Genomic DNA, 23,427 nt, shown 5'->3' on the forward strand with positions numbered 1-23,427 from the left:
CGTCGCCTCCGCTTCTAAGCGGTTGCAAACAAAGAAGGGCCGGGCCAGTTTGGCGCCGGCCCTTTCTTTTTTCTCCGGAGAGCACCTGGTGTCACGACGCGTCTGCGCGACTGCAATGGCTTTGGTTTCGCTGGCGCTCGCCGGCTGCGGCAAGTCCGATCCGGGCTTTCGCGCCGGCATGCCCGGCCTTTCGCAGTCGCCGTCCCACAAAGCCGAGGTAACCATGTCCTACCCCGAAACCCGCCGGGTCGATCAGGTCGACAAGCTCTTCGGCGAAAAGGTCGAAGATCCCTACCGCTGGCTCGAGAACGACGTCCGCACCGATCCCGAGGTGGCCGCCTGGGTCGCGGCACAGAACCGCGTGACCGACGCGTACCTCGCGACGCTGCCCGGCCGCGCCATCTTCAAGGAACGGCTGCGTACCCTCATCGACTATGAGCGCTTCGGCCTCCCGACCAAGAAGGGCGGCCATTATTTCTACACGCGCAACAGCGGCGTGCAGAACCAGTCGGTCCTCTATGTCCGCGACACCCTCGACGGCCCGGGCCGCGTGCTGATCGATCCCAATGGCTGGGCGGCGGACGGCGCCACCGCGCTGTCCGAATGGGTGCCGTCGGAGAACGGCCGTCTGATCGCCTATGGCATTCAGGACGGCGGCACCGACTGGCGCACGCTCAAGGTGCTCGACGTCGCCACCGGCAAGCCGCTCGAAGACGAGGTCAAGTGGGCGAAGTTCACTGCCGTCGCCTGGGCGCACAACGGCTCGGGCTTCTTCTACTCGCGCTTCCCGGAACCCGAACAGGGCGCCGCGTTCCAGGCGCTCAACCTCAACCACGCGCTCTATTTCCACAAGATCGGCACGCCGCAGTCGGCCGACATCAAGGTCTATTCGACCCCGGAGAAGCCCAAGCAGAGCCACGTCGGCCAGGTCACCGATGACGGCAAGTGGCTGGTGATCACCACGTCGGAGGGTACCGACAACCGCTACGAGATCACGCTGATCGACCTGACGGACGCCCGCATGCGGCCCCGCACGCTGGTGCGCGGGCTGGAGAACAGCTGGGATCTCGCGGGCAACATCGGCAGCACCTTCTACTTCGTGACCGACAAGGACGCGTCGCGCGGCCGCATCGTCGCGATGGATGCCGCCGCCTCGACCGATCGCCTGCGCGAGATCGTGCCGCAGGATGAGGCGACGCTGCAGGGTGCAAAGATCACCGGCGGCAAGCTGATGGCGAGCTACCTGGTCGACGCGAAGACCGAGGTGCGCCGCTATACGCTCAACGGTGCGCGCGACGGCGCGGTGCCGCTGCCCGGTATCGGCACGGCCAGCGGCTTCGGCGGCGACCAGGACGATCCCGAGACCTTCTTCGCCTTCACCAGCTTCGCCACGCCCACGACGATCTACCGCTACGACGTCCGCACGGGTCAGGCGACGCCGTGGCAGACGCCGAAGGTTGCGTTCAATCCTGCCGACTATGACGTCGCTCAGCGCTTCTACGGTTCCAAGGACGGCACCCGCGTGCCGATGTTCCTGGTCCGCAAGAAGGGGACGACCGGCCCTGCGCCGACGCTCCTCTACGGCTATGGCGGCTTCAACTCGTCGGTGCTGCCGGCCTTCTCCTCCAATCGCCTGGCGTGGCTGGAGCAGGGCGGGGTGCTCGCGGTCGCCAACATCCGCGGCGGCGGCGAGTACGGCAAGGCGTGGCACGACGGTGGCCGCCTCGCCAACAAGCAGAACGTCTTCGACGACTTCATCGCCGCGGCCGAGGATCTGATCGCGCAGGGCGACACCACCAAGGACAAGCTGGTGATCCAGGGCGGCTCCAACGGCGGCCTGCTGGTCGGCGCGGTCGTCAACCAGCGCCCGGACCTGTTCGCCGCCGCCCTGCCGGCCGTGGGCGTCATGGACATGCTGCGCTTCGATCGCTTCACCGCGGGCCGCTACTGGGTCGACGACTATGGCGATCCGGCGGAGGAAGCCGACTTCAAGGCCCTGCGCGCCTACTCGCCGTACCACAACATCCGCAAGGGCAAGGACTATCCCGCAATCCTCGCCACCACTGCGGACACCGACGACCGCGTCGTGCCGGGCCATACGTTCAAGTACGTTGCGGCGCTTCAGGCGGCAAAGATCGGCGACAAGCCGCATTTGGTGCGCATCGAAACCCGCGCAGGCCACGGCTCGGGCAAGCCGACCGACAAGGTGATCGAGGAATATGCCGACCTCTGGGCGTTCGCGGCCCGCTGGACCGGCATGGAGGTCAAGCCGGTCGAGTAACCTTTCCGTTTGTTTCGAGTAGCCGTCGAGCTTGTCGAGACGGCGTGTCGAGAAACCGGCCGCGGTTCTCTCGACAAGCTCGATCCCTGCTCGAGACGAACGGAAGGCGGGATGCGGAGTAGGGCTCTCGCCAAAGGGGCTGGCAGCGCGCACAAGCTCTGCTATCGCGCGCTGCCATGAGCGTTCATCCCACAGACTCCATCCTGATCGTCGACTTCGGCAGCCAGGTCACGCAGCTGATTGCCCGCCGCGTCCGCGAGGCCGGCGTCTACAGCGAGATCGCGCCCTTCCAGTCGGCCGCCGAAGCGTTCGAGCGGATGCGCCCGCGCGGCGTGATCCTGTCGGGCGGCCCCGCCTCGGTGCCGGAGGAGGGGAGCCCGCGCGCACCCCAGGCGATCTTCGATTCGGGCGTGCCGGTGCTCGGCATCTGCTACGGCCAGCAGGTCATGACCCAGCAGCTCGGCGGCACCGTCGAAAAGGGCATGAGCGGCGAGTTCGGCGAAGCCTATATCGGGGTCGAGGACCGCTGCGGCCTGTTCGACGCGCTCTGGGATGAGGGCGATCGCCATCAGGTGTGGATGAGCCACGGCGACAAGGTGACGGCGCTCGCCCCCGGCTTCCGCGTGGTCGCGACCAGCCCCGGCGCGCCCTTCGCGGTGATCGCCGACGATACGCGCCGCTACTACGGCACCCAGTTCCACCCCGAAGTCGTGCACACGCCGGACGGCGGCCGCCTGATCGGCAATTTCGCGCGCCACGTCTGTGGCCTCACCGGCGACTGGACGATGGCCGAGTTCCGCGAAGCCAAGATCGCCGACATCCGCGCCCAGGTCGGCAGCGGCCGCGTGATCTGCGGCCTGTCGGGCGGCGTCGATTCGGCGGTGGCCGCGGTGCTGATCCACGAGGCGATCGGCGAGCAGCTCACCTGCGTGTTCGTCGACCACGGCCTGATGCGCACCGGCGAGGCCGAGCAGGTCGTCTCGCTGTTCCGCAACCACTACAACATTCCGCTCGTGCACGTGAACGCGGAACCGCTGTTCATGAACGGCCTCGCCGGCGTCACCGACCCGGAGGCCAAGCGCAAGTTCATCGGCAAGACCTTCATCGACGTGTTCGAGGACGAGGCGAAGAAGATCGGCGGCGCCGAGTTCCTGGCCCAGGGCACGCTCTATCCGGACGTGATCGAGAGCGTCAGCTTCACCGGCGGCCCGTCGGTGACGATCAAGAGCCACCACAATGTCGGCGGGCTGCCCGAGCGCATGAACATGAAGCTCGTCGAGCCCTTGCGCGAGCTGTTCAAGGACGAGGTCCGCGAGCTCGGTCGGGAACTCGGCCTTCCCGACGCGTTTGTCGGCCGTCACCCGTTCCCCGGGCCCGGCCTTGCGATCCGCATCCCGGGCGAAGTCACCAAGGAGCGCTGCGACATCCTGCGCAAGGCCGACGCCATCTACCTCGAAGAGATCCGCAACGCGGGCCTCTACGACGCCATCTGGCAGGCGTTCGCGGTGCTGCTGCCGGTCCGTTCGGTCGGCGTGATGGGCGACGGCCGCACCTATGATTCGGTGCTGGCGCTGCGTGCCGTCACCTCGACCGACGGCATGACCGCCCAGGCGTTCCAGTTCCCCGGCGACTTCCTGCCGCGCGTGGCGACCCGCATCGTCAACGAGGTGAAGGGCATCAACCGCGTCACATACGACTATACGAGCAAGCCCCCCGGCACGATCGAGTGGGAGTGACGGATACAAACGGTGGCAATAGCGTAGTTTCGGCGGTGATCTTCGCCTTTGCTTATTCGCCTTCGCTTGATTGCTGTTCTCCTTCATTTCCCACTACCTTCATGCGGACTCACACCATTTATGTCTTTCACAACTAATCTGCGATCACTCTCGAGACGATGTAAAGCCGCTTCGACAAGTGAGAGTGCCCTGGCGTAGGATAGCGTGGAAAAAGGCGGGGCTGCTTTGCTTCCAGAAAGCGACTGACGCTGTTTCCAGGCGGTCCTTGGCAATTTAGCCGAGCTGTTTCAAAGTGCAAAAATGAGCGGGAAAAAGGGTAAGGGCGCGAGGAAAGCGAAGGTAGCCGCTCAGCAGTCAGCGGAGCGTGACGATCTCATCAGGGATGCGGGCGGCTACGACTGGGGCTGGCCCGCCATCGAGATGGTCATGGCCAATATGGAGCTGTCGCAGCGCCTGGCCGCCGGCGGCTTTTCGGGCTGCGGCTATGGCATCATCCCTGATGATCTGCCCTTCATAACGCTCGTTGGCTCCAACATTCGCGGAATGCAGTCCGCGCTCGCGCTGCTGAAGGAATGGACCACGCTGTCTGGACCGAACGCGGTCCGCCTTGAGATCGCTTATGATGGGCCGGGCTACGTGCTCGCGATCTCGCAGCAGGTCGATCTCCTGCGCTGGCGCGTTGCCGGCATCGATACGGTTCGCCAGCCGCTGATGATGGTGACGAGCCATATCAAGCGCATGGATTCGCGGCATTGGATGCTCGATCAGCTCGCCGATTATGCCGAGCAGCCGGTAGCGCCTCTGCGGCTGATTGTGGCGGAGATGCCGGAGAGCGTCTCGCGCGGAGGCGGCAGCCGCGACTTCGGCTTCACGCCTAATTGGGATAACGCCATCCTCCTGCCCGGCATTGAAGTCTATCGGCGGCCTGAGGATCGACCGCCTCACACGATGGCGAGAACCGAGGCCGAATTCGAGGCAAGGACGAAGAATGGTCCGGATCCCGGCTGGCCGCCATCCCCGGAACAGGATCCCGCGAGCGTCGCGAGCGCCCGTGAGCGGCGGCTCGCCGCGTCGATGCCCAAGACGCTCCACGTGCTCCGCAACACTCACCGAGGTGCCGCGTTTCTGGAGCAGGCGTTGGTGCTGCGGTGCGCCCGGTGGCAGGTCGAGCAGGCGATCTGCAATATTCGGTCGGCCGATTTTCTTGCCTATCAGCCAAGCGGTGGACGCAAGCGCCTCGCCATGATCGACGCCGTCCGTCATCGGGTGCTGGAGCCGGCCTCAATGGACGTCGATCTCACCGTCATCTCGAACGACCAGATTAGCGCCCAGATCGGGCTCGACACCGCCTTCCTGTTGCGGCGTCTCGAACCCGACCGTGAGATCGGGGACGCCGTCGCTGAGCGGATCGAGCGCATTCGGGAGCTCGGTTATGGCTGACCCGCCCCTGCAGCGGGCGACGGCGGACCGCCTGCGGGTCTTCATCAGCTCGACAATCGGCGAGTGCGCGACCGAGCGGGAAGCCGCGCGCGCCGCTATCCGGAGTCTCAACTTCGAGCCTGTGCAGTTCGAGCGTGAAGGCGCGCGAGCGGATCTGCGCGAGCGGGCTGGACCATATGGTCGTGCGTCATCGCCCCGACGACGATTTGAACCTTGTCCTTCGGCTAGGCAGCACGCAGCGCCTGCTTTTCACCGTGCGCACCGATGGCAAGAAACCTGAATCCATGTTCGTGGCGCTGGTGATCGGAGCCTTCCTCGACGCCTTTGCAGATGAGCTTTCGGACATTCTCTCGCCCGACCTGTTGGAAGAGGGTGCCGCGATTGACGTCCATGTCTTCGGCCAGGTAGTCGAAAGCAAGACGGTCGCGGACTTTTTTCGCGAAGGTCTCAAGGACAAGCCCGTTGCGACCGCCCGGATCATCGCGAAGGAGGGCGAGGAGCCACCCATCGTGGTCTTTGCGCGGAAGGATGCGATCGAGGCCCTGACAGCGAGCGAGGAACGGGGTGGGGAACTCGAGATCATGCTAGCGCGCGTCCTTGACGAAGTCATCTTCGTTACCACGGGTCGTAGCGTCGACGACGAGATTTTCTCCGCGAAGATCAGAGATCTGCTCATCTCAATCCTGCGATAGCGCGTCACGGCCAAACGGCTCGCCTCAGCCAAATCGGCGCAGCGCGTGGTCGGTTTGCAGAGGTCATCGGAGCGATGGGTCGAGTTGGCGATGGGCAGGGGCCACGACTACCAGCTGGGGTCGCGCCGCTTTCGTCTTTCCTCAAGCGCGTATAGAGGCATCGACCCGATCAGCCGGTCCGGCGCCGCTGCGGCTTTGTTGCGCTCCTCGACGCCGATAGCGAGCGCCAGTTGGATCAACGCTGCCCTCGCGATCTTCATCATCCGGAGCGCTTTGGCTTCGAGCAGATCGCTGTTGATCGACAGGCCTAAGCCGTTGGACGCGGGCAAGGTGAGCATCAGATCCCATGCCCATCCCTCATGGACCTGCAGGTATTTATGCTCGAGCGCGTTGCGGATGTCGTGCAGCTCGCGGGCATCCGCCGCGGTCGTACGCTTGATCTCGTCATCGAACAGCTCCTTCGACAACCAGTAAAGGCCACGCAGTGGCCAGTTTGGATAGGCTTTGAAGCGGTCTAGCAGGCGCGGCTTGCCCTCAACCATCCAGACATTCTTGAAATTGATTCGGTCGGCGATCTTGCCGAGCTTCCAGACATGATCGACGAGGAACGCCACCTTGTCGAGCAACGAGTAAGCGATGCGGTAGGCGGTGCGAACGCGCTCGGTCGCTAACGAATGCGCCGGATAGTCGAGCGTATCGAATAGCCGTACGCCAAGGTCGGAGAAATGGAGCTTGGTGCTATTCAGGCCCTCGTACAGCATAAAGCGTGCTGAGGCATATTCCTGCTTCATCTGGTTGAAGAAGCCGAACACCGGCGCCGGAGTGAAGGCGCCGGGCCGGTCAGCAAACGACTCCATGATCGTCGGCAACACGAGATCGTCGAACGCCGCCACTGTGAAAGCGCCGAGATCATTCAGCGGGTTGAGGAAGAGCCTACGGTCTAGGCACCAGCGTCGATAGGCTCGCTCGGCCTTGCTGCGCCCGAGACCGGTGCCGTCGAGATCCTGCAAGGCGCGTATGCGATCCAGATCGGCCGCCGCGGCATATTCGGCGGCGGTCGCGGCGAACTGCCGCCGCAGGCCGATCTGATCCTCGCCTTCATAAATCGCATCGGGCGCAAGCGCGGCGGCGAAACCATCATGTGCGTGTAGCAGGAGGATCGCTCGTTCACGATCATCCTCCAGCAGCCCGGCATAATGTTTGAGGCCGAAGCCGCGGTTCGCCAGCGCCATCGCAAAATTGGGGACGATTTGCAGCGCCTTGTCCCAGCCCTCGATCGCGTCGACGAAGCGCCCCATGGTGTCGAGTTGATTCGCGCGATTGGTCAGGATCTGGCAGCAGCGGACGATGTCGAGCTCGGCGAAGCCGGGGTGTGCGGCGGCGCGGGACAGCGCCAAGATCTGCTGTTCCCGCTCGGCATGCTCCCAGTCCCAAGAACCGCGCTCACCCGCCAACTCTTCCTTGGCGCTCCAGGCATTCGCGCGAAAATACTCAATGAGAGCACCTTGCCTGGGCGTCAGCTCGCGCTTCGCCAACTCGTCGAGCAGATAAAGCGCGCGTTCCACACCGCGCTGGAACTGCGCGTCGAGTGACGTGTCGACTAAGGTCGCGATATGGTCGAGCGCGGCGTCGGCATCGAGCTTGGCGATCGAACGCTCGCGTAACTTTTCCATTTCCGCCGTTGTCGGCATACGTCGTCCCTTCGTCGGCGGTCCGTGTCCAGTGTGATGACCTGGCATCAGTCGCTCGCGCGGCGCTACGAGCGCCCGCGTCGGCATTTGGGAGGTCGGGTCATCGTCAGCGAAGCAGGTCGGGAAGTTCGTAGAGCAGCTTTAGCGCCTCTGACCAACCAACGTCCGAAAATAGGCGCAGGATCTCGACGAGCGCGGCGCGGCGTGTGTTATCCTCGAAGATCGAGCGGTGGTCGGCGATATAGCGGGTGATCATCCGTACGATGACCGGCGCGGCAAGGCCTTCGTGATGATAGCCCTCGCGCGCGGCCGGGCCTGTCAGCAGCGCATGGAGCGCGTCGAACACGCCGGCCGGATCGCCGGGGATCAGAAACTCGTAGAGTTCGACGAGATGATGGTGTGTCGAAGGTTCGTGTGAGGTCGCCAGCAGAGCGAGCATCGGGCGATAATCGACAAGGAACCGGTGTATGGTGTCGGGGGACGTGAGCCCGACCTTCGCCTCGCGATTGTCGGCATGCGCGCCCGAGCCGAAATAGACCTGGTTCATCAGGTGGCCGATCACCGATTCCGCCGCCTTGTAGGTGGCGATGGCGGCCTCGCGTTCGGCGCCCTCAACCGTTTCGCCCATGACCGCGGCATGGCTGGCGTCCGCAGCTGCCGAGCACGCCTCCAGAATGACCATCGCCGCTTGCTGTGAGCGATCAGCAAGCCCCGCATCGCGCTCCTCACCGCTCGCATAGCGGGCGAAGAAGGCGCCGCGCAGCATCGACAGGAAGGAGGTGGAAAACTCGCGGTGCGCGGCGGGGTCACCGGCCCAAGCCTTGAGCCATTCGAGCGCGATGGCCTCTTCCTGCCAGCACCAGAGCTGCGCGGTCAGGCCGCCGAGCTGTTCGGCGACCTTGTCGCGGCCGGGCTTGTCATCGCGCTCGACCGCCTCACGGCGGGCGCGGACGATCTCGATGATCTCCTTGCATTTATCGACGTCCTGCCAGGTGACGCGCGGCACGACATAGTGGAGGAAAGACGCCAGCACTTCGGTGTGCGGCTCGTCACGCGCCACCTGTTCGGCGAGGTCCCACATCTTTTCCCGTGCGACATGCCATAGCACCAACAAGCGTTGCGCGGCTTGGAGGCGGACCTGGGGCGCGGGATCGGCGAGCATCACATCGAACTTGCCGACAAGTTCGCCATGCGTTTCGCCGAAGCGCCGGGCGAGTTCGACATAGGCCTGGGCGGCATAGACGCGGACTTCCCAATTGCCCCAGCTCAGGCTTGAATCCTCGTCCTTCTGCCTGGGTTCGGGGAAGCGGCTGGCCCACAAGCGCTCGAGAATGCCCAGCAACTCATCGAGCGACGGCAGACCCTCGGTGCCGGGCACATAAGCGTCGGCATCGACGATGCGCTCGACGGCATTGCTTATATGCCCCCAGACGGGCTGCTCGACCTTTTCGTGAAGCGCGGCCGCATTGGCGTCGTACATGCCGATCGTCGCGAGCGTTGCCGTCCACAAGGCGCCAAGCGCAGCCGCGTTGCTGGCTGGGGGCGTCGTCTGCACCAGGTCGTAGAGCGCCTCGGACCGCGACAGCATCTGCGCGTCTACGCCTTCCTCGGTATCGACGCCTTCGCCGGCAAGCAGGCGGCGCGTGACTCCGCGCGACGATCCCCAGCGGATCGACCCCGAGCGCGTCGGAGGATTGCCGGCCAGCTCGTTCCCCGCGACCAGTTCCTCGCGCAGCGCACGCATGGGATCGGTCGCGATCGCGTCGGCATCGATCAGCGACAGGAAGCGGCTTAGTGTGCGGCGCCACCAGCGCTGCTCGGCCTCGTCGGTAAACAGATCGGGCCGCAGCGCTTCGGCCTCGAATGCCGCCCGCTCGGAACGCGGCCGCGACGGATAGACCGCGGCCAGAAGGCGGACCGCGTCGCGGACGATGTCGCCATGGGCCAGGATCGTGATGTTGCATGCGAACGGCCACAGCAGGTCTGCGACCTCGCCAACGCGCTCGGCGCCGACGCCGAGGATCCGCGTCCATACTGCCGGCCCGGCATAGCCGGTCGCCGCCGCACCGACCGTCTCGGCAAAGGCGGCGGGCGAGCAGTCGCGCAGATGCGCGACCAACTGCGCGAGCACATCGTCGTCCTGCGTGCCGTGACGTTCTTCGGTGTCGTCCCAGGCTCTATACTCATGATCGTGGCCGAGCAGGTCGAACGGCGCGCGGCCCGGCACGACGACTTGTTCGCGATCGTCGCCCAAGGGCATCGCGCGATTGGTGTCACCGAGCGATGCCTCGACGATCGCGCGCGTGCCGAGTGGCACCGACAACTCAAGGAGGCGCGTGACCCGCCGGCCCAGATTGTAGCGGCAGTGACGGTAATCCTGGCTGCGGTTGGACGAGAGTGGCATGATCCGGCTCGCCTGCCCGCCCATGAACGAGGTGCTGTTATCGGTGATGTCGCGCGAGAAAAGGACGCTGTAGATCTCGATCGCGAAATCGGCGTCGGCCCGCGCGATCGGCATGATCTGCTCGGAAAGCCAGGTCGCTTCCTTGTCGGCACGGGCTGAGAAATGCGGATCGCGCAGCATGCGGTCGAGCAGCGCGCGAGATGCGGCGGGATCGGACGCGAAGCTCTTGCCGACGAAGCGGATGGCATTGGTCGCGGTCTGCTGCATGGGTGGCTCGGTGGCCAGGCAAAGGCTAGCAGCGCCCGTGCCGCGCGGCCAAAGACATCGAGCAGCTCCGCCTCAGCAAGGTCACCCTTGTCGAATAGTGTGTGGAGCAGGAACCGCGTCGCGTCTGAAAGGTCGCGCGAACCGGTCGCGATCGCTGCATCGGCGACCCGTGCCCAAGCGACCGCCTCGCTCGCCACAACGCTGCCGGCTGTGTCGACCGCAAGCCCGACAAAGCGGGCCAGTCGCGAAAGCATCGTCGCCAGCGCTTCCTCACTCGGGCGGGCTGCAATCAATGCGACCAAGCCCGCGATGTCGGCGGACGTTGCAACGCGCTCGATCGCGGTGCGCAGCGCGACATTGGCAAGCACTGGATCGACCGCCGGGTCAGCGTAGATATCGGCGACGAGCTGCCAGAGCTGCGCCTTGCCGTCGGTGTCCTGGCGCCATAGCCGCTCGATCGCGAAGCGCAGCGCCGGCGCCAGCATCAGCGCAATCGAGCTGTCGCCGCCGAGCTGGCCAATCAGTCGGACCGGGTCATCCCATTCGAGGAAGAAACGACCGGCGACATGGTCGAACAGAACATGATGAGCAAAGCTGACAAGATCGCCGGATTCCGTCAGAACGCCAGTCTGAATCACTGCGTCAAGCTGACTATGTTCGACCACGACCTTGCGTACCGCGAGCCTGCGCCGGGTCACCATCGCGCCGACCGTCATTGCCGTCGCCTGATGTAGGGCAGTGCCAGTGAGCCGGAGATCCTCATAGGCATCGATGAGGTCGGACTGCGTGGCAACCGTGCGGATGCTGTCGGGGCTGGCGCCATCGGCGAGCAATTGCGCGGCGAGCGAGAGGTTAAAGACGTTACGCAGCAGGTCGCGCAACTTGCCGGGCACGGCGGCGACCAAACTGCCGAGATCTGCTGCAGCGGCACCCGCAGTGTCGAGATCTTTGTCTGCCAGCCGCGGCACCTGAAAATGCCGTACATTCGCCAAACCTGCCTCGGCGAAGGCCGGATCGGGCGGCGATCCCGGCATGGCGTCGCGGAACCGTCGCCCATTGCGCAGATCGAAGGTGCGGATTGACGCAATGACGGTCCAGTTCGTGCCAGACGCACTAAGGGTTTCGATCAGCTGCGCGAACACGCCTTCAGCCGGACCACCGCGCGCGGCATCGAGCGCATCGATGATGATCAGCTTGGCGCCTGAACCCGGCGCAGCATCCAGCACTTCGACCAGCGGGTGCTCCAGCCCCAGCTCGGACTGGAGATTTGCAGCGATGGCAACACCGGGGAAGCGGTCCACCGAGAGGAACACAACCGTATCGCCGGCCGCGCGGCGCGCCTCGGCGAGTGCGACCAGGGCACCGGTCTTGCCCGCGCCAGGTTCGCCGATGACGATGAGCGAGCCGGAATCAACCGCTGCGCTAAGGGGGCTATCGCTTACTCGCGCGATAGGTATGCCGCCGGCGATCGGCAGGCGCCTATGACCGGCGAGACGGTTTAGCTCGGCGCCAGTCGCCTCCGACAATCGCCCGAGATCGGCGGTATAGTCAGCCGCGCCCACGTCATTATGGCCGAGCCGGCGAAGCTCGCGCAGCAATCCGGCGCGATCCGCGGGCGCGCCGCTGCCGATCATGCCGCGGATAATGCCCTTCAGGTCGCGCAGCGGCGCCTCGCCGGCGGTTTCTGAACCGTAGAGCCTCACGGCGAGCAGCCGCGATGCCTCACGCCAATTGTCCTCGCCCTCGTTCATCGAGAAACGCGAGACGCGGAACACGCGTGCCATCATTACCAGATCATCGTCGGTCGGTGGCGGCGCGGACATCGACGCCAATGCGGTTCGGGCGTGTGCCTCAAACAGATCGAGCGCCTCTCGCTCCTCCTTCGATCGTCCCGCCTTAGTGGTACTCCAGTGGCCACCCAGGTCGAAGGCACGGCAGCCGCGTTCGAGCGCATCGAGCGTGCGCGGCGCGTCCCCCGCGACAGCCAGTACCGCACGCGCCTTCTTTGAATCGATCTCGACGCCGGCACTGCGTGCATCGACCATCAGCCGTGCAAGTTGACCGATGGTTTTGCCAAGCGGGCTCTTGGCGCTCTTTGCGAGGCCAGCACTAGTCTTGCTCTGCAGGTCGATGCGGCTGGCATCGTCCTGGTCCAGCCGGATGTCGTCGAGCCCGTCGCCGGTTTCGAGCTGGATCGTCGTCGGCAACGCCACATTGGCGAGACCGAAGTGTCCGCCTACCGGCATGCGCGCCAGCAGATGGGCGGCAAGCCAGGTCCCGACCTCGGCCTGGAAGGCCATCCCGGCTTCCGTCGCCCGCCCACCGGCGTTCATTCTAGATGTCGGTGGAGTTTCGCTAGCCAATTGCATCTCCCTAAAGACATGGCGTCGAAGATATTGTTGGAACTGACAACATCCGCAACGTTGTTGACTGCGGAGGGTCAGGGTTGCCACCTCCGACCGCATTGGCTGCCACTTTGACGCCGCGCCAGTTTCCGCCGCACCGCGTTATCTGAATGGACGTCTGCTTTCGGGAGGCAGGCGCTCGGCCCGGCACTTCGTCTATCGGGTATTTTCGCCCCCGCAAGGTGGCAGCCGCTACGGGAAGCTAGCCTGATAGCTGGTCGCCATGAGCGACACATGCGCCTCCAGCGGCGGCCGCAACTCGAATGCCTTTGGCTCCCGCGCAAAATTCCACAATCGCACTAGCCGCCAATCACTGCGTCGCTCCTCCGCAACGGCCAACTCATTGCGCGTGATGTGAAACGGCGTCCGCTCCCAACCATTGGTCGTCTTCACCTCGATCAGACGATCGCTGCCGTCGGTGTCGAAGCTACGGATGTCATAGCCGGCACCGTCGCCATCGACATGCGACACCCAGCGGATGCGCTCGGCGAGATCGGTCCGGCCGGCGGCGAGCAGGCTGGCACGCTCATGAGCGAGGACCCGCTCTTCGCCGGCGCGACCTAGAGCGCGATTGCGGGCATCGCGCTCCGCCACGTCGTACTTCCGCGCGATGAAGGTCATCTGCTCGAGCTCGTCGGGCGGCGGCGCATTGCTGTGCGTGGGTGGCGGCCCGATCCACAGCATTGCTTCCTCCCGGAGCGCTGACGGCGACGGACCCATCGCCATCCGCGCGGCCGGTGCGAGCCAATCTGGATAACGCTGGAGCCAGCGCACCACAGCGAGGCCTGAAAATTGAAAGCCGGCTTGTAGCCCGGGATCCAGTCCTCACCGAGCCCCTTGAGCACGGCGCTGATGTTCTGATTCTTATATTCGATCGAGCCGCGCGGGCGATCGATCAACGCTTGCAGCAGACGGTTGTGCTCGGCCTTGCTGTAGGGCTGCCCAGCGATGTCGTCGCCAAGCATCGCGAAATAGTCCGCCACGATCGCGTCATTCTGCTCGTTGGACCAGTCACCGGCCATGGCGGCTCCCGAGCGGGTGAGCCAAGCTGGAGAAGGCCCGGATCATGCCAGTAACTGCGCCGGCACACCGAGCGCCGGGCCTGCCTCGGCGAGCCGCTGGTCGAGCGTATGCACTGTGGCGCCATGCTCCGACGCAATCGCTAGGTGCAACGCGTCACCGGCGCGAAGCCCCAATGTGTGCTGATCGGCAAACCTCGCCGCCGCCCGGAACTGCCCGCCCGTCACGGGCAGCACCGTGAAGCTCTCGGCGACGAGCTTGTTAAACATGGCGAGTGCTGCCGCGCGCTGCTCCAGGTTGATCTGCCCGGTCCGCAGCTTGATCGCCATGGCGGAAGACGTCTCGGTGACGGTCCAGTCGCTGATCAAAAGCTGGGCTGGATCCTGCTCGGCCAGCCAGGCCTGAACACGCGGCGTCATAGCTTCGTTGGAGAGCGCCGCGACGATCAGCGACGTATCGAGATACTCCATCAGTAGCGATCGCCCTCCCGCATCGACCGCACGAGATCGGCGGCACTCTGGGATTGGGGCGGCATCGCTGACGTCAGCGATTGAAGCAGCGCTGCATCGATCGGCTTGCGCGGCCTGGCCACGGCGGTCAGCCGCGCGACCGGCTTGCCGCGGCGGGTGATGTCGATCGAATCGCCTGCCTCGACCCGGTCGACGAGCTCGCTCAGATGGGCTTTGGCGTCCGCCAGATTGATCGCATCCACGTCACGCTCCTGACCATGTAGATAGTCATATAGCTTATCGGGTTTAAGAATTCCAGCAGGAGGTTGGCCGATGCGGCATGTTCTCACCCGGCAGCAGCTTTATGACATGATCTGGGAACGCGCCGTATCCAAGGTAGCGCCCGAGCTCGGCATCTCCGACGTGGCGCTGCGCAAGCAATGCGTGAAGCACGCCATCCCCTTGCCGGATGCCACGTATTGGGGACGGCTGCATGCCGGGCGCCCGGTCAAGCGTAAAGCGCTGGGCGTTGTACCAAAAGGCGTGAGCGATCGCATCGTGATCGATGCACGCGCGAAGCCGCCGACGCCCGCGCCGATCGAGGCGGCGATCGCGGTCGCCAGACAGCCGGTGGAAGCTGTAGCCGTACCAGAAAAGCTGCATCCGCTTGTCGCCAAGACACTTGCTGCAGCAAGAAAGGCCCAGCCGGATCGCAATGGAGCGATCACTGGTCTTGGTGGGGAGGCCTTTCGGATCCGCGCGCACCCCGACACGCTTGATCGTGTTGGCGCCTTCTTGAACGCACTGGTCCACAACGCTTTGGCCCGTGGCCATCGGTTCGAAGCTGGACGCGAGGGTCTCGAGATGGTCGTCGACGATGAAGCGATCGGCTTTGCCATCTATCAGACCATCCGCCGGTCGCTCCATGTCGCCACGGAAGAGGAGACCCGCCGGCGAGAGCGCTGGGATGCCCGCCATCGCAGTGATTGGGACAATTGGGATAAGCGCCCCTCCATTTCCTATTATGATTTCACGCCGACCGGCGAGATGGCGATCGAGATCGCGGGCTGGTCTCGGTATGAAAATGCCCAGCGGCGGTTCGCCGACACCCGCGCCCGTAAGATCGACAGCCGGATCGATGAGATACTGGTTTCGTTTGCCGCGTTCGCGGCCGGCAGGAAGGTGGAGCGGGAAGAAGCACGGGAACGGGCGCGGCTCGAGGAGATCGCCCGCCAGCGGCGCGCCGAACAGGCACGGCTTGCCAAGATCGAACAGCAGCGGGTGGAATTCCTGGATCGCAAGCTCGCGCAGGCCGGGGAGCGAGATCGGCTACGCACGTTTCTGACGACGCTTCCCGCTGACCAAGTCTCCGAGGAAACATCCGCCATCCAAGCTTTCATCGGATGGGCTCGGCAGCGGTTGAAGAAGATGGACGCCCAGCTGCAGCTTGCGACGATTGCCGACGAGGTCGCCGGCATGGAAGCCTTCGCAACAGACGAAGCCGTGAATGCGTGACAATGATCTGAGCGGTGCGTAGTGCCAGAAATTCGTGTATATTTCTGACATCGTTATGCAGCGACTGACCGACCAGATCATGGCCGATGTGGAAGGCCTGCCCGAGGGCACCGGCGTGTCCGCCAAGGCTCTGCTACATTTTGGAAATCGAGCGGCGGTGGATCAGGCGCTGTCCAGTCTTGCTCGACGCAATTGCTTGGTTGTCAACGGCGGAGCAAAACCAGGCCAGCGGGGCGGAGTAAAAGCAGGCCACTTGAGGCGCGCGCTGACGATATGAAAAGGGCCCCGATCGGGGCCCTTTTCATATCGTTGCCGTCCTCGGCCTGATGGTCAGGAAGATAATATCTCACCGGTGTCCGGGTCGGACAGGGCACTGGCCTGGTTTTGCTCCGCCCCGCGACGTTTGCGTCCGGTGGACTGCTTGAGGCGATAGCTGTCGCCGTTCATGGTCAGGATGGTGGCATGGTGGGTGAGCCGGTCGAGCAGTGCGCCGGTCAGCCGCTCGGAGGCGAGCACCTGCGTCCAGTCCTCGAACGGCAGGTTGGAGGTGATGATGGTCGAGCCGCGCTCGTAGCGCTGCGACAGCACCTCGAAGAGCAGTTCGGCGCCGGTCGGGGACAACGGGACGTAGCCGAGTTCATCGACGACGAGCAGCTTCACGGCCGCCATCTCGCGTTGGAGCTTGAGCAGCCGTCGCTCGTCTCGCGCCTCCATCAACTGGTTCACCAGCGAGGCCGCGGTAGTGAAGGCGACTGTGAAGCCCTTCTGGCAAGCCGCCAGGCCGAGCGCGAGGGCTACATGCGTCTTGCCTGTCCCGCTGTTGCCGAGCGCAATGACGTTCTCGCGGCGCAGGATATATTCGCACCGTGCGAGCTCGACCACCATCATCTTGTTCAGGCTGGGGATGGCGGTGAACTCGAAGGTGTCGAAGCTCTTCACAGCCGGGAAACGGGCTGCGCGGATCCGTCGTTCGATGGTCCGGCGCTCGCGGTCGATGAGCTCCAACTCGATAAGCCGCAACAGGTAGCGCGTGTGGTCGACCCCGCCTTGCGCGCATTCGCGCGCGACCTTTTCGTACTCGCGCAGAACGGTTGGCAGTTTGAGTTGTTTGAGATGATGGGCGAGCAGCACCTGTGGCGTACCTGCGGTCGTGCCCACCGGCATGGCGTCCTTGTCCGTCATGCTGCCAGCACCGCATAGTCGGCCGCGCACGTCGTTTTGACGTCCATCTTGGGCACGTGCGGATACGCCGCTAAATCCAGGCGCGGCGGACGGCGCTCGATACGCGCCAGCGCGATGAGTTTTACCGCGTCAAAACCAGGTGCGCCCAACTGGACTGCCTCGGTCACGGCATCCGTGACGATGGGAAGCGGCATCGCCTCGAGCAGCCGCAGCACCTGGATGAACTCGCGTTTACCCTTGTTGCCCATCCGGGCCTCGAGCAGGTGGCGCAGATGCTGGAAGATGTCCGGCAGGTTCCAGTCCTGAAGGGCTGCCGCCTGGTCGAGCGCACCGGGCTTGGTCTCGATGAGCGCGAGATAGTGCAGTGGGTTGGAGACGAATACGCCTTCGTCGTAGCAACGCGCGTGCCGGGCAATCTCTTCGCCCGCGCATATGATGACGACCTCGTCGACGAACCCCTTCACCATCACGTCGCGGTAGCCGTACGCGGTCGGCACCGAATAGTCGTTGGTCCGGTAGCGCACCATCGCGGTCGACGACACGCGCGCCGCGCGTTTCTCGCATGGCTCCAGTGGTACGGACGGCAGCGTGCGCAATGCCGATACGTCTGCCGCCAGCCGCTCGGCAATGGTCTGCGCGTGCTGACCGGCATGCTCGCCCTGGCGCGTACGGCAGGACTCCTCGAACCTGGCGTTCAGGACATCGAAATTGGCAGCGACCGGCACGGGCACCATGAAGTTGTTGCGCGCAAACTTCACCAGCCCCTCGACCTTGCCTTTGTCGTTGCCTCGCGCTGGACGCGCAAAACGGTCCTGAAACAGGTAGTGGCTGACCAACTCGGTGAAGGCGCGTGTGCGCTCGCGCGTTCCATCGCCGCAGATCTTTGCCACGGCGATGGTTGTGTTGTCGTAGAGGATGGACAGCGGCACGCCCCCGAAGAACGCGAATGCCGACACGTGCCCGTCAAGAAACGCCTCGGTCGTCTCGCGCGGATACGCCTTGAAGAAGCAGGCATCCGACTGCGGCAGCGACATGCAGAAATAGTGGATCTTCATCCGCTCCCCGCCGACGACCGCGACCGCCTCGCCAAAGTCGACCTGTGCATGCCCCGGCGGGTGCGCCAGCGGCACGAAGGTCTCGCGCCCGCGGGCCCTGCACAGCCGCACATGGTCCTTCACCATCGTGTAGCCGCCCGTATAGCCATGCTCGTCGCGCAGCCGCTCAAAGATCCGCTTGGCCGTGTGCTGCTGCTTGCCCGGCGCCTCGCGGTCGGCTGCCAGGATTGCGTCGATAACCGGTAGCAGCGTCCCGAGCTTCGGCTTGGTCGGAGGTTTCGTCCGGCGGTATCCAGGAGGCGCCGAATACAGGCACATCTTGCGTACCGTATCCCGGTTCAGCCCGAACACCTCCGCCGCTTCCCGGCGACTATGCCCCTCGACAAATACAAACCGTCTGACCGCTGCGTAGCTCTCCACGACAAACATCCCCGCCGCTCCGCAAAGGGAGCAGCTTACCAACTGGCCGGATTTTACTCCGCCCCCGACGGCACTGCGCCGGCGGTCCTGTGGCCTGGTTTGTCACCGCCCTTCACACCCCACAGGGTCTCTATCGTCGTCCTCCTGATACGGCATCATCAAGACGCGCACGCGGCTTGGCTTCTTGGTCATGTTAATCCTCCGATAGTTGGAGGATTTCTGATGGTGGCCAGACCTTGCCCGTTCGCGTAGGCGCTGGATTCTGCCGACGCTGACGGTATTTTTAGCCGCGATCTGGGCTCGGGTGTCAGAGCTGGAATGGTGCGCAAAGAGCCAATAGTAGTCGATAGATGGCTTGCGAAGGTTGGTGGAAATTCCTCAACGATATCAGCAGCGTAGGTTTCTGACGGGCCCTGAGCCGGTAGTACTTGAGCGCAGAAATATTTTCTCCAATTATTTCATGTGGTTGATATGGACCAAAACAATCGAGTGGGAATGATCCCCGGCTCGCGCTAAGCGACCCGCATCCGTCCGGCGCACTCCACCCGAGTGCGCCGGACGTTGCGTTTGGGGATGTTACGTCCCGCTAGGGCCGCCGGAGCCGGCAGCGGGAGCCCCGCCGGCATGGCTGATCCGCCACACCGTGTTGCCGACGTCGTCCGCCACCAGCAGCGCGCCGGTGCGATCGACCGCAACGCCCACCGGCCGGCCGCGTGCCTTGCCGTCCTTCAGGAAGCCGGTGACGAAATCCTGCGGCATGCCGGTCGGCCGGCCGCCCTGGAAGCGGATGAACGCCACCTTGTAGCCATGCGGGTCGCTGCGGTTCCAGCTGCCATGCTCGCCCACGAAGGCCCCGCCCTGATAGGCCGCAGGGAAGCTCGCGCCGGTGTAGAAGGCGAGCCCGAGCGGCGCGACATGCGATCCCAGCGAGTAATCCGGGGAGATCGCCTTTGCGACCAGTTCGGGCCGCTGCGGCCGCACCCGCGGATCCACATGCTGCCCGTAATAGCTGTACGGCCAGCCATAGAAGCCGCCCGGCTGCACCGACGTCATATAGTCGGGCACCAGGTCGGGGCCCAACTCGTCACGTTCGTTGATGACGGCCCACAGCGTGTTCGATCCGGGATAGAAGGTGAGCCCGTTGGGATTGCGCAGCCCGCTGGCATATACCTTCAGCAGGCCCGTCGCCGGATCGACCTCCAGGATCGCCGCCCGGTCGCGTTCGGCCTCTTCGCCGCGCTCCATCGCGTTGCTGTTCGATCCGATGCCCACGTACAGGCGGGACCCGTCCGGGCTCGCCGTCAGGCTCTTGGTCCAATGGTGGTTGATCGGCCCCGCCGGCAGGTCGGCCACCTTCACGCCGGGCGCGGTGATCCGCGTCTGGCCGGGCACGAAGGGATAGCGCACGATCGCATCGGTGTTCGCGACATACAGGTCGCTTCCGATCACCGCCACGCCGAAGGGCGCGTTCAGCTTGTCGACCAGCACCGATCGCCCGTCCGGCCGGCCGTCGCCGTTGGTGTCGCGCACCAGGGTGATGCGGTTACTCGGCGGCGGGGCTTCGCCGCTCTTCGCCTGGCCATGCGCCATCGACATGATCCAGTCGCGGATGGGGTCCTTCGGCCGCTGGACCGGCTCGCCGCCTTCCTTCTTCGATTCCACGATCAGCACGTCGCCGTTCGGCAGCGCCAGCACGTTGCGCGGGTTGGCGAGCCCGGTTGCGATCGCCTCGATGCGGAACCCGGCCGGCACGGTCGGGGTCTCGCCCGCCTTCCAGCCCACGACCTTGTAGACGCCCACGTCGGAGATCAGCGCCTCCTTCGGCTCGGGCAGGAGAGGGTTCGGCCCATATTGCGCGTTGGGGTCGATCTTCTGGCCGCCTCCGCAGCCGGCAAGGGCGGAAACGGCGAGCAGGGCTGCCAGGCTGCGCTTCATCACAGGTCTCCCCCCACGCGGCGATTGGCGGATTGCCAGAACCACCCGGCCAGCAGCGCGAGCACGACGGCCAGGATCGACAGCATCAGCCCGGTCGGCACCACCGCCGTCCATCCGTCGCGCGTGTGGACGAAGGAGTTGAACACCTCCACCACCCAGGCGGCGAGGAACAGCAGCGCATGCGCCGCCCACGCGCCCGTGCGCCGCGCGCGCCTGCGGACCGTCTCCACGATCAGCACCACCCCGGCGACCCCGCCCACGACCAGGCCCGTCAGCAACAGCCAGCTGGAGAAGTTGAGCCACATCATGTCGGGTGCGCGGGAATAGGCGATGTCGGTGATCAGCGCGCCGACGAAGCAAGTGATCGAAGCCGGGAGCAGCGCGGAATAGATCCGGTGGCCGAGGACGCCGGGTGGCCGTCGATCGGCGTGCGCGATGCTCTCGGCCATAGGCATGTCCTTCCCTGTGTCTGGGGGGACTACGACCGGAGGGGAAGGGAGTTCCCGCGCGGGCGTCACGCGCGCGCGAAGCTGCCCAAAACGCTGTCTGGTCGATGAATGTCGCGGACGGGCTTCGTTCAGGCCGGCGCGCTTAGCTTCTCCCCATCGAGATTGTGAAGGAGAGGACCATGCGTACGCTGATCATCCTGGCCACTGTGGCCGCTGCGGCATTCACCCCGGCCGCCGCATCCGCCCAGCGCTACGGCTACAACCACGAAGTCCGGCGCGAAGTGCAGGAATGCCGCCGCGAGCTGCGCCGTGCCGACAGCCGCCGCGAGTATCGCCGCGAACAGCGCGAGTGCCGCCGCGAAATCGCAGACGCACGCCGCGACGGCCGCCGCGACTGGCGCCACGATCGCCGCGACTGGCGAGACGATCGCGGCCACTATGGCTGGCGCGACCGTCAGTACGGCAGCCGCTGGTAAGCGATCGACGCCGGGCAGGGGCCACCCCTTGCCCGGCGCGAACGTTCCTGCCGATCCCGGCACCCGAACCAAGCCGCCGCCCCGGCGTTGGTCTCCTGCAACGGGAGCAGGCTAGTGGTGGCAGAAGACGACACGCGCCGGGCGGCGCAGCTGGTGGCAGGCGCTGCCGAACCGCTGCCCCATTTCGACGATCCGGCATTCGGCGCGCTTTTTGATCGCTTCGCCGACGCCCGCGTGGTGTGCTTGGGCGAGGCGAGCCACGGCACCTCCGAATTCTACCGCGCCCGCGCCGCCATCACCCGCCACCTGATCGAGCGGCACGGCTTCACCATGGTCGCGGTCGAGGCGGACTGGCCCGATGCGGCGGTCATCGACCGCACCGTGCGCGCAAAGCCTGCGCCGGCCGAAGCGCCGACCCCCTTCACCCGCTTTCCCGCCTGGATGTGGCGCAATGTCGAGTTCGACGGCTTCGTGGACTGGCTCACCGCCCACAACGCCGAACGGGAGGCGTCCGCCCGCGTCAGCTTCCACGGTCTGGATCTCTACAACATGACGGCGTCGGTCGCCGCCGTGATCGGCTATCTGGAGCGGGTCGATCCGGCCGCCGCCGCCGAGGCCCGCCGCCTCTACGGCTGCCTGAAGCCCTGGAAGGAGCAGCCCGAACGCTATGGCCGCATGGCGCTGAGCGAAGGGCATGGCCGATGCGAATCGGCGGTGGTGCAGCTGCTGCGCGACCTGTTCGCCAACGAAGCCGCCTATGCGCCCGGCGATCCGGACTCGTTCCTCGATGCGGCGCAGAATGCCAGGCTCGTCGCCAATGCAGAGGCCTATTATCGCGCCATGTACTATGGCTCGGCTGCCAGCTGGAACCTGCGCGACGAGCATATGGCCGACACGCTGGAACTGCTGCTGCAGCGCAAGGGGCCGGATGCCAAGGCGGTGGTCTGGGCGCACAACAGCCATGTCGGCGACGCCCGCCGGACCGACATGGGCCAGAGCCGCGGTGAGCTGAACCTCGGCCAGCTGGTGCGGGAGCGCTACGACGGCGCCGCCTGCCTGATCGGCTTCGGCACCCACGCCGGCACCGTCGCCGCCGCCGATGATTGGGACGAGCCGATGCAGATCATGACGGTCAATCCGTCCCGGCCCGACAGTTTCGAACGCATCCTCCACGACAGCGACGCCCCGCGCTTCCTGCTCGATCTGCGCGAGGGGGCGGCAAGCCCCGAACTGCGCGAGGCGCTCACGGCCGAACGGCTCGAGCGCTACATCGGCGTCATCTACCGCCCCGATACCGAACGCTGGAGCCATTATTCCGAGGCGTCGCTGGTCCAGGAATATGATGCCTTCCTGTGGTTCGACACCACGACGGCCGTGCAAGCCACGGCGGCAACCGGTGAGGCGGGGCAGGACGAGACCTGGCCAACGGGACTGTAGAAGGACGACCGCTAAGAGTCGGAACCGCACCGCCGGAGTGGCGCGGGGTCGCGCACGGTGCCTATGATGGCCCGCACCTGTCCGGGAGATCCCAATGCGCTTCCTGCTCGCCGCCTGTCTTGCCGCTGCGGCAATCGCCAGTCCTGCCGCCATGCGTCCGGCGATCGCCCAGTCCGCGGCACTCGATCCGAAGACCGCGGTCTACGAGTTGCGCATCTATTACCCCGCGCCCGGCAAGCTCGCCGGCCTCAACGCCCGCTTCCGCGAGCATACGCTCAAGCTCTTCGCCAAGCACGGCATGCACAACGTCGCCTATTGGAACGAGCAGCCCACGGCGGAAGCCCCCGAGGGGCGGGTCGTCTACGTGCTCGCCTATCCGAGCCGGGAGGCGCGGGAGGCGAGCTGGAAGGCGTTCGGCGCCGATCCGGAATGGCGTGCGGTGGTCGCGACCTCCGAAGCCGACGGCAAGCTGGTGACGAAGATCGACAGCGTCTTCATGACTCTGGCCGACTATTCCCCGCGCCTCCCGCTCCGCTGAGCCGAGGCGGGGAGGCTGCGTGCCGCCGATCCGGC

General features: G+C 65.3%; 19 protein-coding genes and 1 pseudogene. 10 read left to right on the forward strand and 10 right to left on the reverse strand.

Annotation, left to right across the window (positions count from 1 at the left end; translation table 11 throughout):
* Positions 1-178 precede the first annotated feature (178 nt).
* The 5 genes and pseudogenes from EDF69_RS07425 to EDF69_RS07445 all read left to right on the forward strand — a co-directional run bounded on the left by EDF69_RS07425 (position 179) and on the right by EDF69_RS07445 (position 6,149).
* Entirely contained in the window at positions 179-2,281 is a 2,103-nt protein-coding gene (locus tag EDF69_RS07425; RefSeq protein WP_425336669.1) for a prolyl oligopeptidase family serine peptidase, read from the forward strand.
* Positions 2,282-2,457: 176 nt separating this feature from the next.
* Positions 2,458-4,017, forward strand: a complete 1,560-nt coding sequence (guaA, locus tag EDF69_RS07430; RefSeq protein WP_132883270.1) for a glutamine-hydrolyzing GMP synthase — start codon at positions 2,458-2,460, stop codon at positions 4,015-4,017.
* Positions 4,018-4,317: 300 nt separating this feature from the next.
* On the forward strand, positions 4,318-5,457 hold the full coding sequence (locus EDF69_RS07435; RefSeq protein ID WP_132883271.1) for a hypothetical protein: 1,140 nt from the start codon (positions 4,318-4,320) through the stop codon (positions 5,455-5,457).
* Positions 5,450-5,554: pseudogene (locus tag EDF69_RS19945) on the forward strand (hypothetical protein); the annotation flags it as partial. The gene EDF69_RS07435 and the pseudogene EDF69_RS19945, both read left to right, overlap by 8 nt.
* Before the next feature lie 37 nt (positions 5,555-5,591).
* Positions 5,592-6,149: a hypothetical protein gene (locus EDF69_RS07445; protein ID WP_239555356.1), complete on the forward strand. Its 558-nt coding sequence runs from the start codon at positions 5,592-5,594 to the stop codon at positions 6,147-6,149.
* Positions 6,150-6,256: 107 nt separating this feature from the next.
* Here EDF69_RS07445 and EDF69_RS07450 read toward each other — a convergent pair whose 3' ends face one another.
* The 6 genes from EDF69_RS07450 to EDF69_RS07470 form a co-directional block, all read right to left on the reverse strand.
* On the reverse strand, positions 6,257-7,840 hold the full coding sequence (locus tag EDF69_RS07450) for an LA2681 family HEPN domain-containing protein (RefSeq protein WP_165890015.1): 1,584 nt from the start codon (positions 7,838-7,840) through the stop codon (positions 6,257-6,259).
* A gap of 1,791 nt (positions 7,841-9,631) precedes the next feature.
* Positions 9,632-12,811: a hypothetical protein gene (locus EDF69_RS07455; RefSeq protein WP_204991331.1), complete on the reverse strand. Its 3,180-nt coding sequence runs from the start codon at positions 12,809-12,811 to the stop codon at positions 9,632-9,634.
* Positions 12,812-13,108: 297 nt separating this feature from the next.
* Entirely contained in the window at positions 13,109-13,600 is a 492-nt protein-coding gene (locus tag EDF69_RS19590; protein ID WP_239555358.1) for a DUF3883 domain-containing protein, read from the reverse strand.
* Complete coding sequence (locus tag EDF69_RS19595; protein WP_239555360.1) at positions 13,534-13,938, reverse strand: hypothetical protein; 405 nt, start codon at positions 13,936-13,938, stop codon at positions 13,534-13,536. The genes EDF69_RS19590 and EDF69_RS19595 overlap by 67 nt, the downstream gene beginning before the upstream one ends.
* A gap of 42 nt (positions 13,939-13,980) precedes the next feature.
* Positions 13,981-14,406, reverse strand: a complete 426-nt coding sequence (locus EDF69_RS07465) for a type II toxin-antitoxin system VapC family toxin (protein WP_132883274.1) — start codon at positions 14,404-14,406, stop codon at positions 13,981-13,983.
* Complete coding sequence (locus EDF69_RS07470) at positions 14,406-14,648, reverse strand: type II toxin-antitoxin system prevent-host-death family antitoxin (RefSeq protein ID WP_132883275.1); 243 nt, start codon at positions 14,646-14,648, stop codon at positions 14,406-14,408. The genes EDF69_RS07465 and EDF69_RS07470 overlap by 1 nt, the downstream gene beginning before the upstream one ends.
* A 70-nt stretch (positions 14,649-14,718) precedes the next feature.
* Between EDF69_RS07470 and EDF69_RS07475 the strand changes: the two genes are divergently transcribed.
* Both EDF69_RS07475 and EDF69_RS07480 read left to right on the forward strand, forming a co-directional pair.
* Positions 14,719-15,900, forward strand: coding sequence for a hypothetical protein (locus EDF69_RS07475; RefSeq protein ID WP_132883276.1), 1,182 nt, complete (start codon positions 14,719-14,721; stop codon positions 15,898-15,900).
* Positions 15,901-15,934: 34 nt separating this feature from the next.
* Positions 15,935-16,177, forward strand: a complete 243-nt coding sequence (locus EDF69_RS07480) for a hypothetical protein (protein WP_204991332.1) — start codon at positions 15,935-15,937, stop codon at positions 16,175-16,177.
* Positions 16,178-16,230: 53 nt separating this feature from the next.
* On the opposite strand, the gene istB is transcribed toward EDF69_RS07480, so the two are convergent.
* From istB to EDF69_RS07500, 4 genes are all read right to left on the reverse strand, one after another.
* Positions 16,231-17,064, reverse strand: coding sequence for an IS21-like element helper ATPase IstB (gene istB / locus EDF69_RS07485; protein WP_204991410.1), 834 nt, complete (start codon positions 17,062-17,064; stop codon positions 16,231-16,233).
* Positions 17,065-17,078: 14 nt separating this feature from the next.
* Positions 17,079-18,566, reverse strand: a complete 1,488-nt coding sequence (istA, locus tag EDF69_RS07490) for an IS21 family transposase (RefSeq protein ID WP_132884630.1) — start codon at positions 18,564-18,566, stop codon at positions 17,079-17,081.
* 567 nt (positions 18,567-19,133) lie between these two features.
* Entirely contained in the window at positions 19,134-20,492 is a 1,359-nt protein-coding gene (locus EDF69_RS07495; RefSeq protein ID WP_132884390.1) for a PQQ-dependent sugar dehydrogenase, read from the reverse strand.
* Positions 20,492-20,941, reverse strand: coding sequence for a DUF2231 domain-containing protein (locus EDF69_RS07500; RefSeq protein ID WP_132884391.1), 450 nt, complete (start codon positions 20,939-20,941; stop codon positions 20,492-20,494). The genes EDF69_RS07495 and EDF69_RS07500 overlap by 1 nt, the downstream gene beginning before the upstream one ends.
* 179 nt (positions 20,942-21,120) lie before the next feature.
* Between EDF69_RS07500 and EDF69_RS07505 the strand changes: the two genes are divergently transcribed.
* The 3 genes from EDF69_RS07505 to EDF69_RS07515 all read left to right on the forward strand — a co-directional run bounded on the left by EDF69_RS07505 (position 21,121) and on the right by EDF69_RS07515 (position 23,392).
* Positions 21,121-21,417, forward strand: coding sequence for a hypothetical protein (locus EDF69_RS07505; protein ID WP_132884392.1), 297 nt, complete (start codon positions 21,121-21,123; stop codon positions 21,415-21,417).
* A gap of 117 nt (positions 21,418-21,534) precedes the next feature.
* Positions 21,535-22,854, forward strand: a complete 1,320-nt coding sequence (locus EDF69_RS07510) for an erythromycin esterase family protein (protein ID WP_339538019.1) — start codon at positions 21,535-21,537, stop codon at positions 22,852-22,854.
* A gap of 94 nt (positions 22,855-22,948) precedes the next feature.
* The gene (locus tag EDF69_RS07515) at positions 22,949-23,392 is read left to right on the forward strand and encodes an NIPSNAP family protein (protein ID WP_132884394.1); all 444 of its coding nucleotides are present in this window, start codon (positions 22,949-22,951) and stop codon (positions 23,390-23,392) included.
* Positions 23,393-23,427: the final 35 nt, after the last annotated feature.

The sequence above is a fragment of the Sphingomonas sp. JUb134 genome, assembly GCF_004341505.2.
GTDB lineage: Bacteria > Pseudomonadota > Alphaproteobacteria > Sphingomonadales > Sphingomonadaceae > Sphingomonas.

Coding starts and splice junctions, on each gene's coding strand:
- EDF69_RS07475 (WP_132883276.1), top strand. CDS start 14,719: ATGCGGCATGTTCTCACCCGGCAGCAGCTTTATGACATGATCTGGGAA.
- EDF69_RS07455 (WP_204991331.1), bottom strand. CDS start 12,811: ATGGCCTTCCAGGCCGAGGTCGGGACCTGGCTTGCCGCCCATCTGCTG.
- istB (WP_204991410.1), bottom strand. CDS start 17,064: ATGCCGGTGGGCACGACCGCAGGTACGCCACAGGTGCTGCTCGCCCAT.
- EDF69_RS07450 (WP_165890015.1), bottom strand. CDS start 7,840: ATGCCGACAACGGCGGAAATGGAAAAGTTACGCGAGCGTTCGATCGCC.
- EDF69_RS07435 (WP_132883271.1), top strand. CDS start 4,318: ATGAGCGGGAAAAAGGGTAAGGGCGCGAGGAAAGCGAAGGTAGCCGCT.
- istA (WP_132884630.1), bottom strand. CDS start 18,566: ATGTTTGTCGTGGAGAGCTACGCAGCGGTCAGACGGTTTGTATTTGTC.
- EDF69_RS07505 (WP_132884392.1), top strand. CDS start 21,121: ATGCGTACGCTGATCATCCTGGCCACTGTGGCCGCTGCGGCATTCACC.
- EDF69_RS07495 (WP_132884390.1), bottom strand. CDS start 20,492: ATGAAGCGCAGCCTGGCAGCCCTGCTCGCCGTTTCCGCCCTTGCCGGC.
- EDF69_RS07425 (WP_425336669.1), top strand. CDS start 179: ATGCCCGGCCTTTCGCAGTCGCCGTCCCACAAAGCCGAGGTAACCATG.
- EDF69_RS07465 (WP_132883274.1), bottom strand. CDS start 14,406: ATGGAGTATCTCGATACGTCGCTGATCGTCGCGGCGCTCTCCAACGAA.
- EDF69_RS07515 (WP_132884394.1), top strand. CDS start 22,949: ATGCGCTTCCTGCTCGCCGCCTGTCTTGCCGCTGCGGCAATCGCCAGT.
- EDF69_RS19590 (WP_239555358.1), bottom strand. CDS start 13,600: ATGCTGTGGATCGGGCCGCCACCCACGCACAGCAATGCGCCGCCGCCC.
- EDF69_RS19595 (WP_239555360.1), bottom strand. CDS start 13,938: ATGGCCGGTGACTGGTCCAACGAGCAGAATGACGCGATCGTGGCGGAC.
- EDF69_RS07500 (WP_132884391.1), bottom strand. CDS start 20,941: ATGGCCGAGAGCATCGCGCACGCCGATCGACGGCCACCCGGCGTCCTC.
- guaA (WP_132883270.1), top strand. CDS start 2,458: ATGAGCGTTCATCCCACAGACTCCATCCTGATCGTCGACTTCGGCAGC.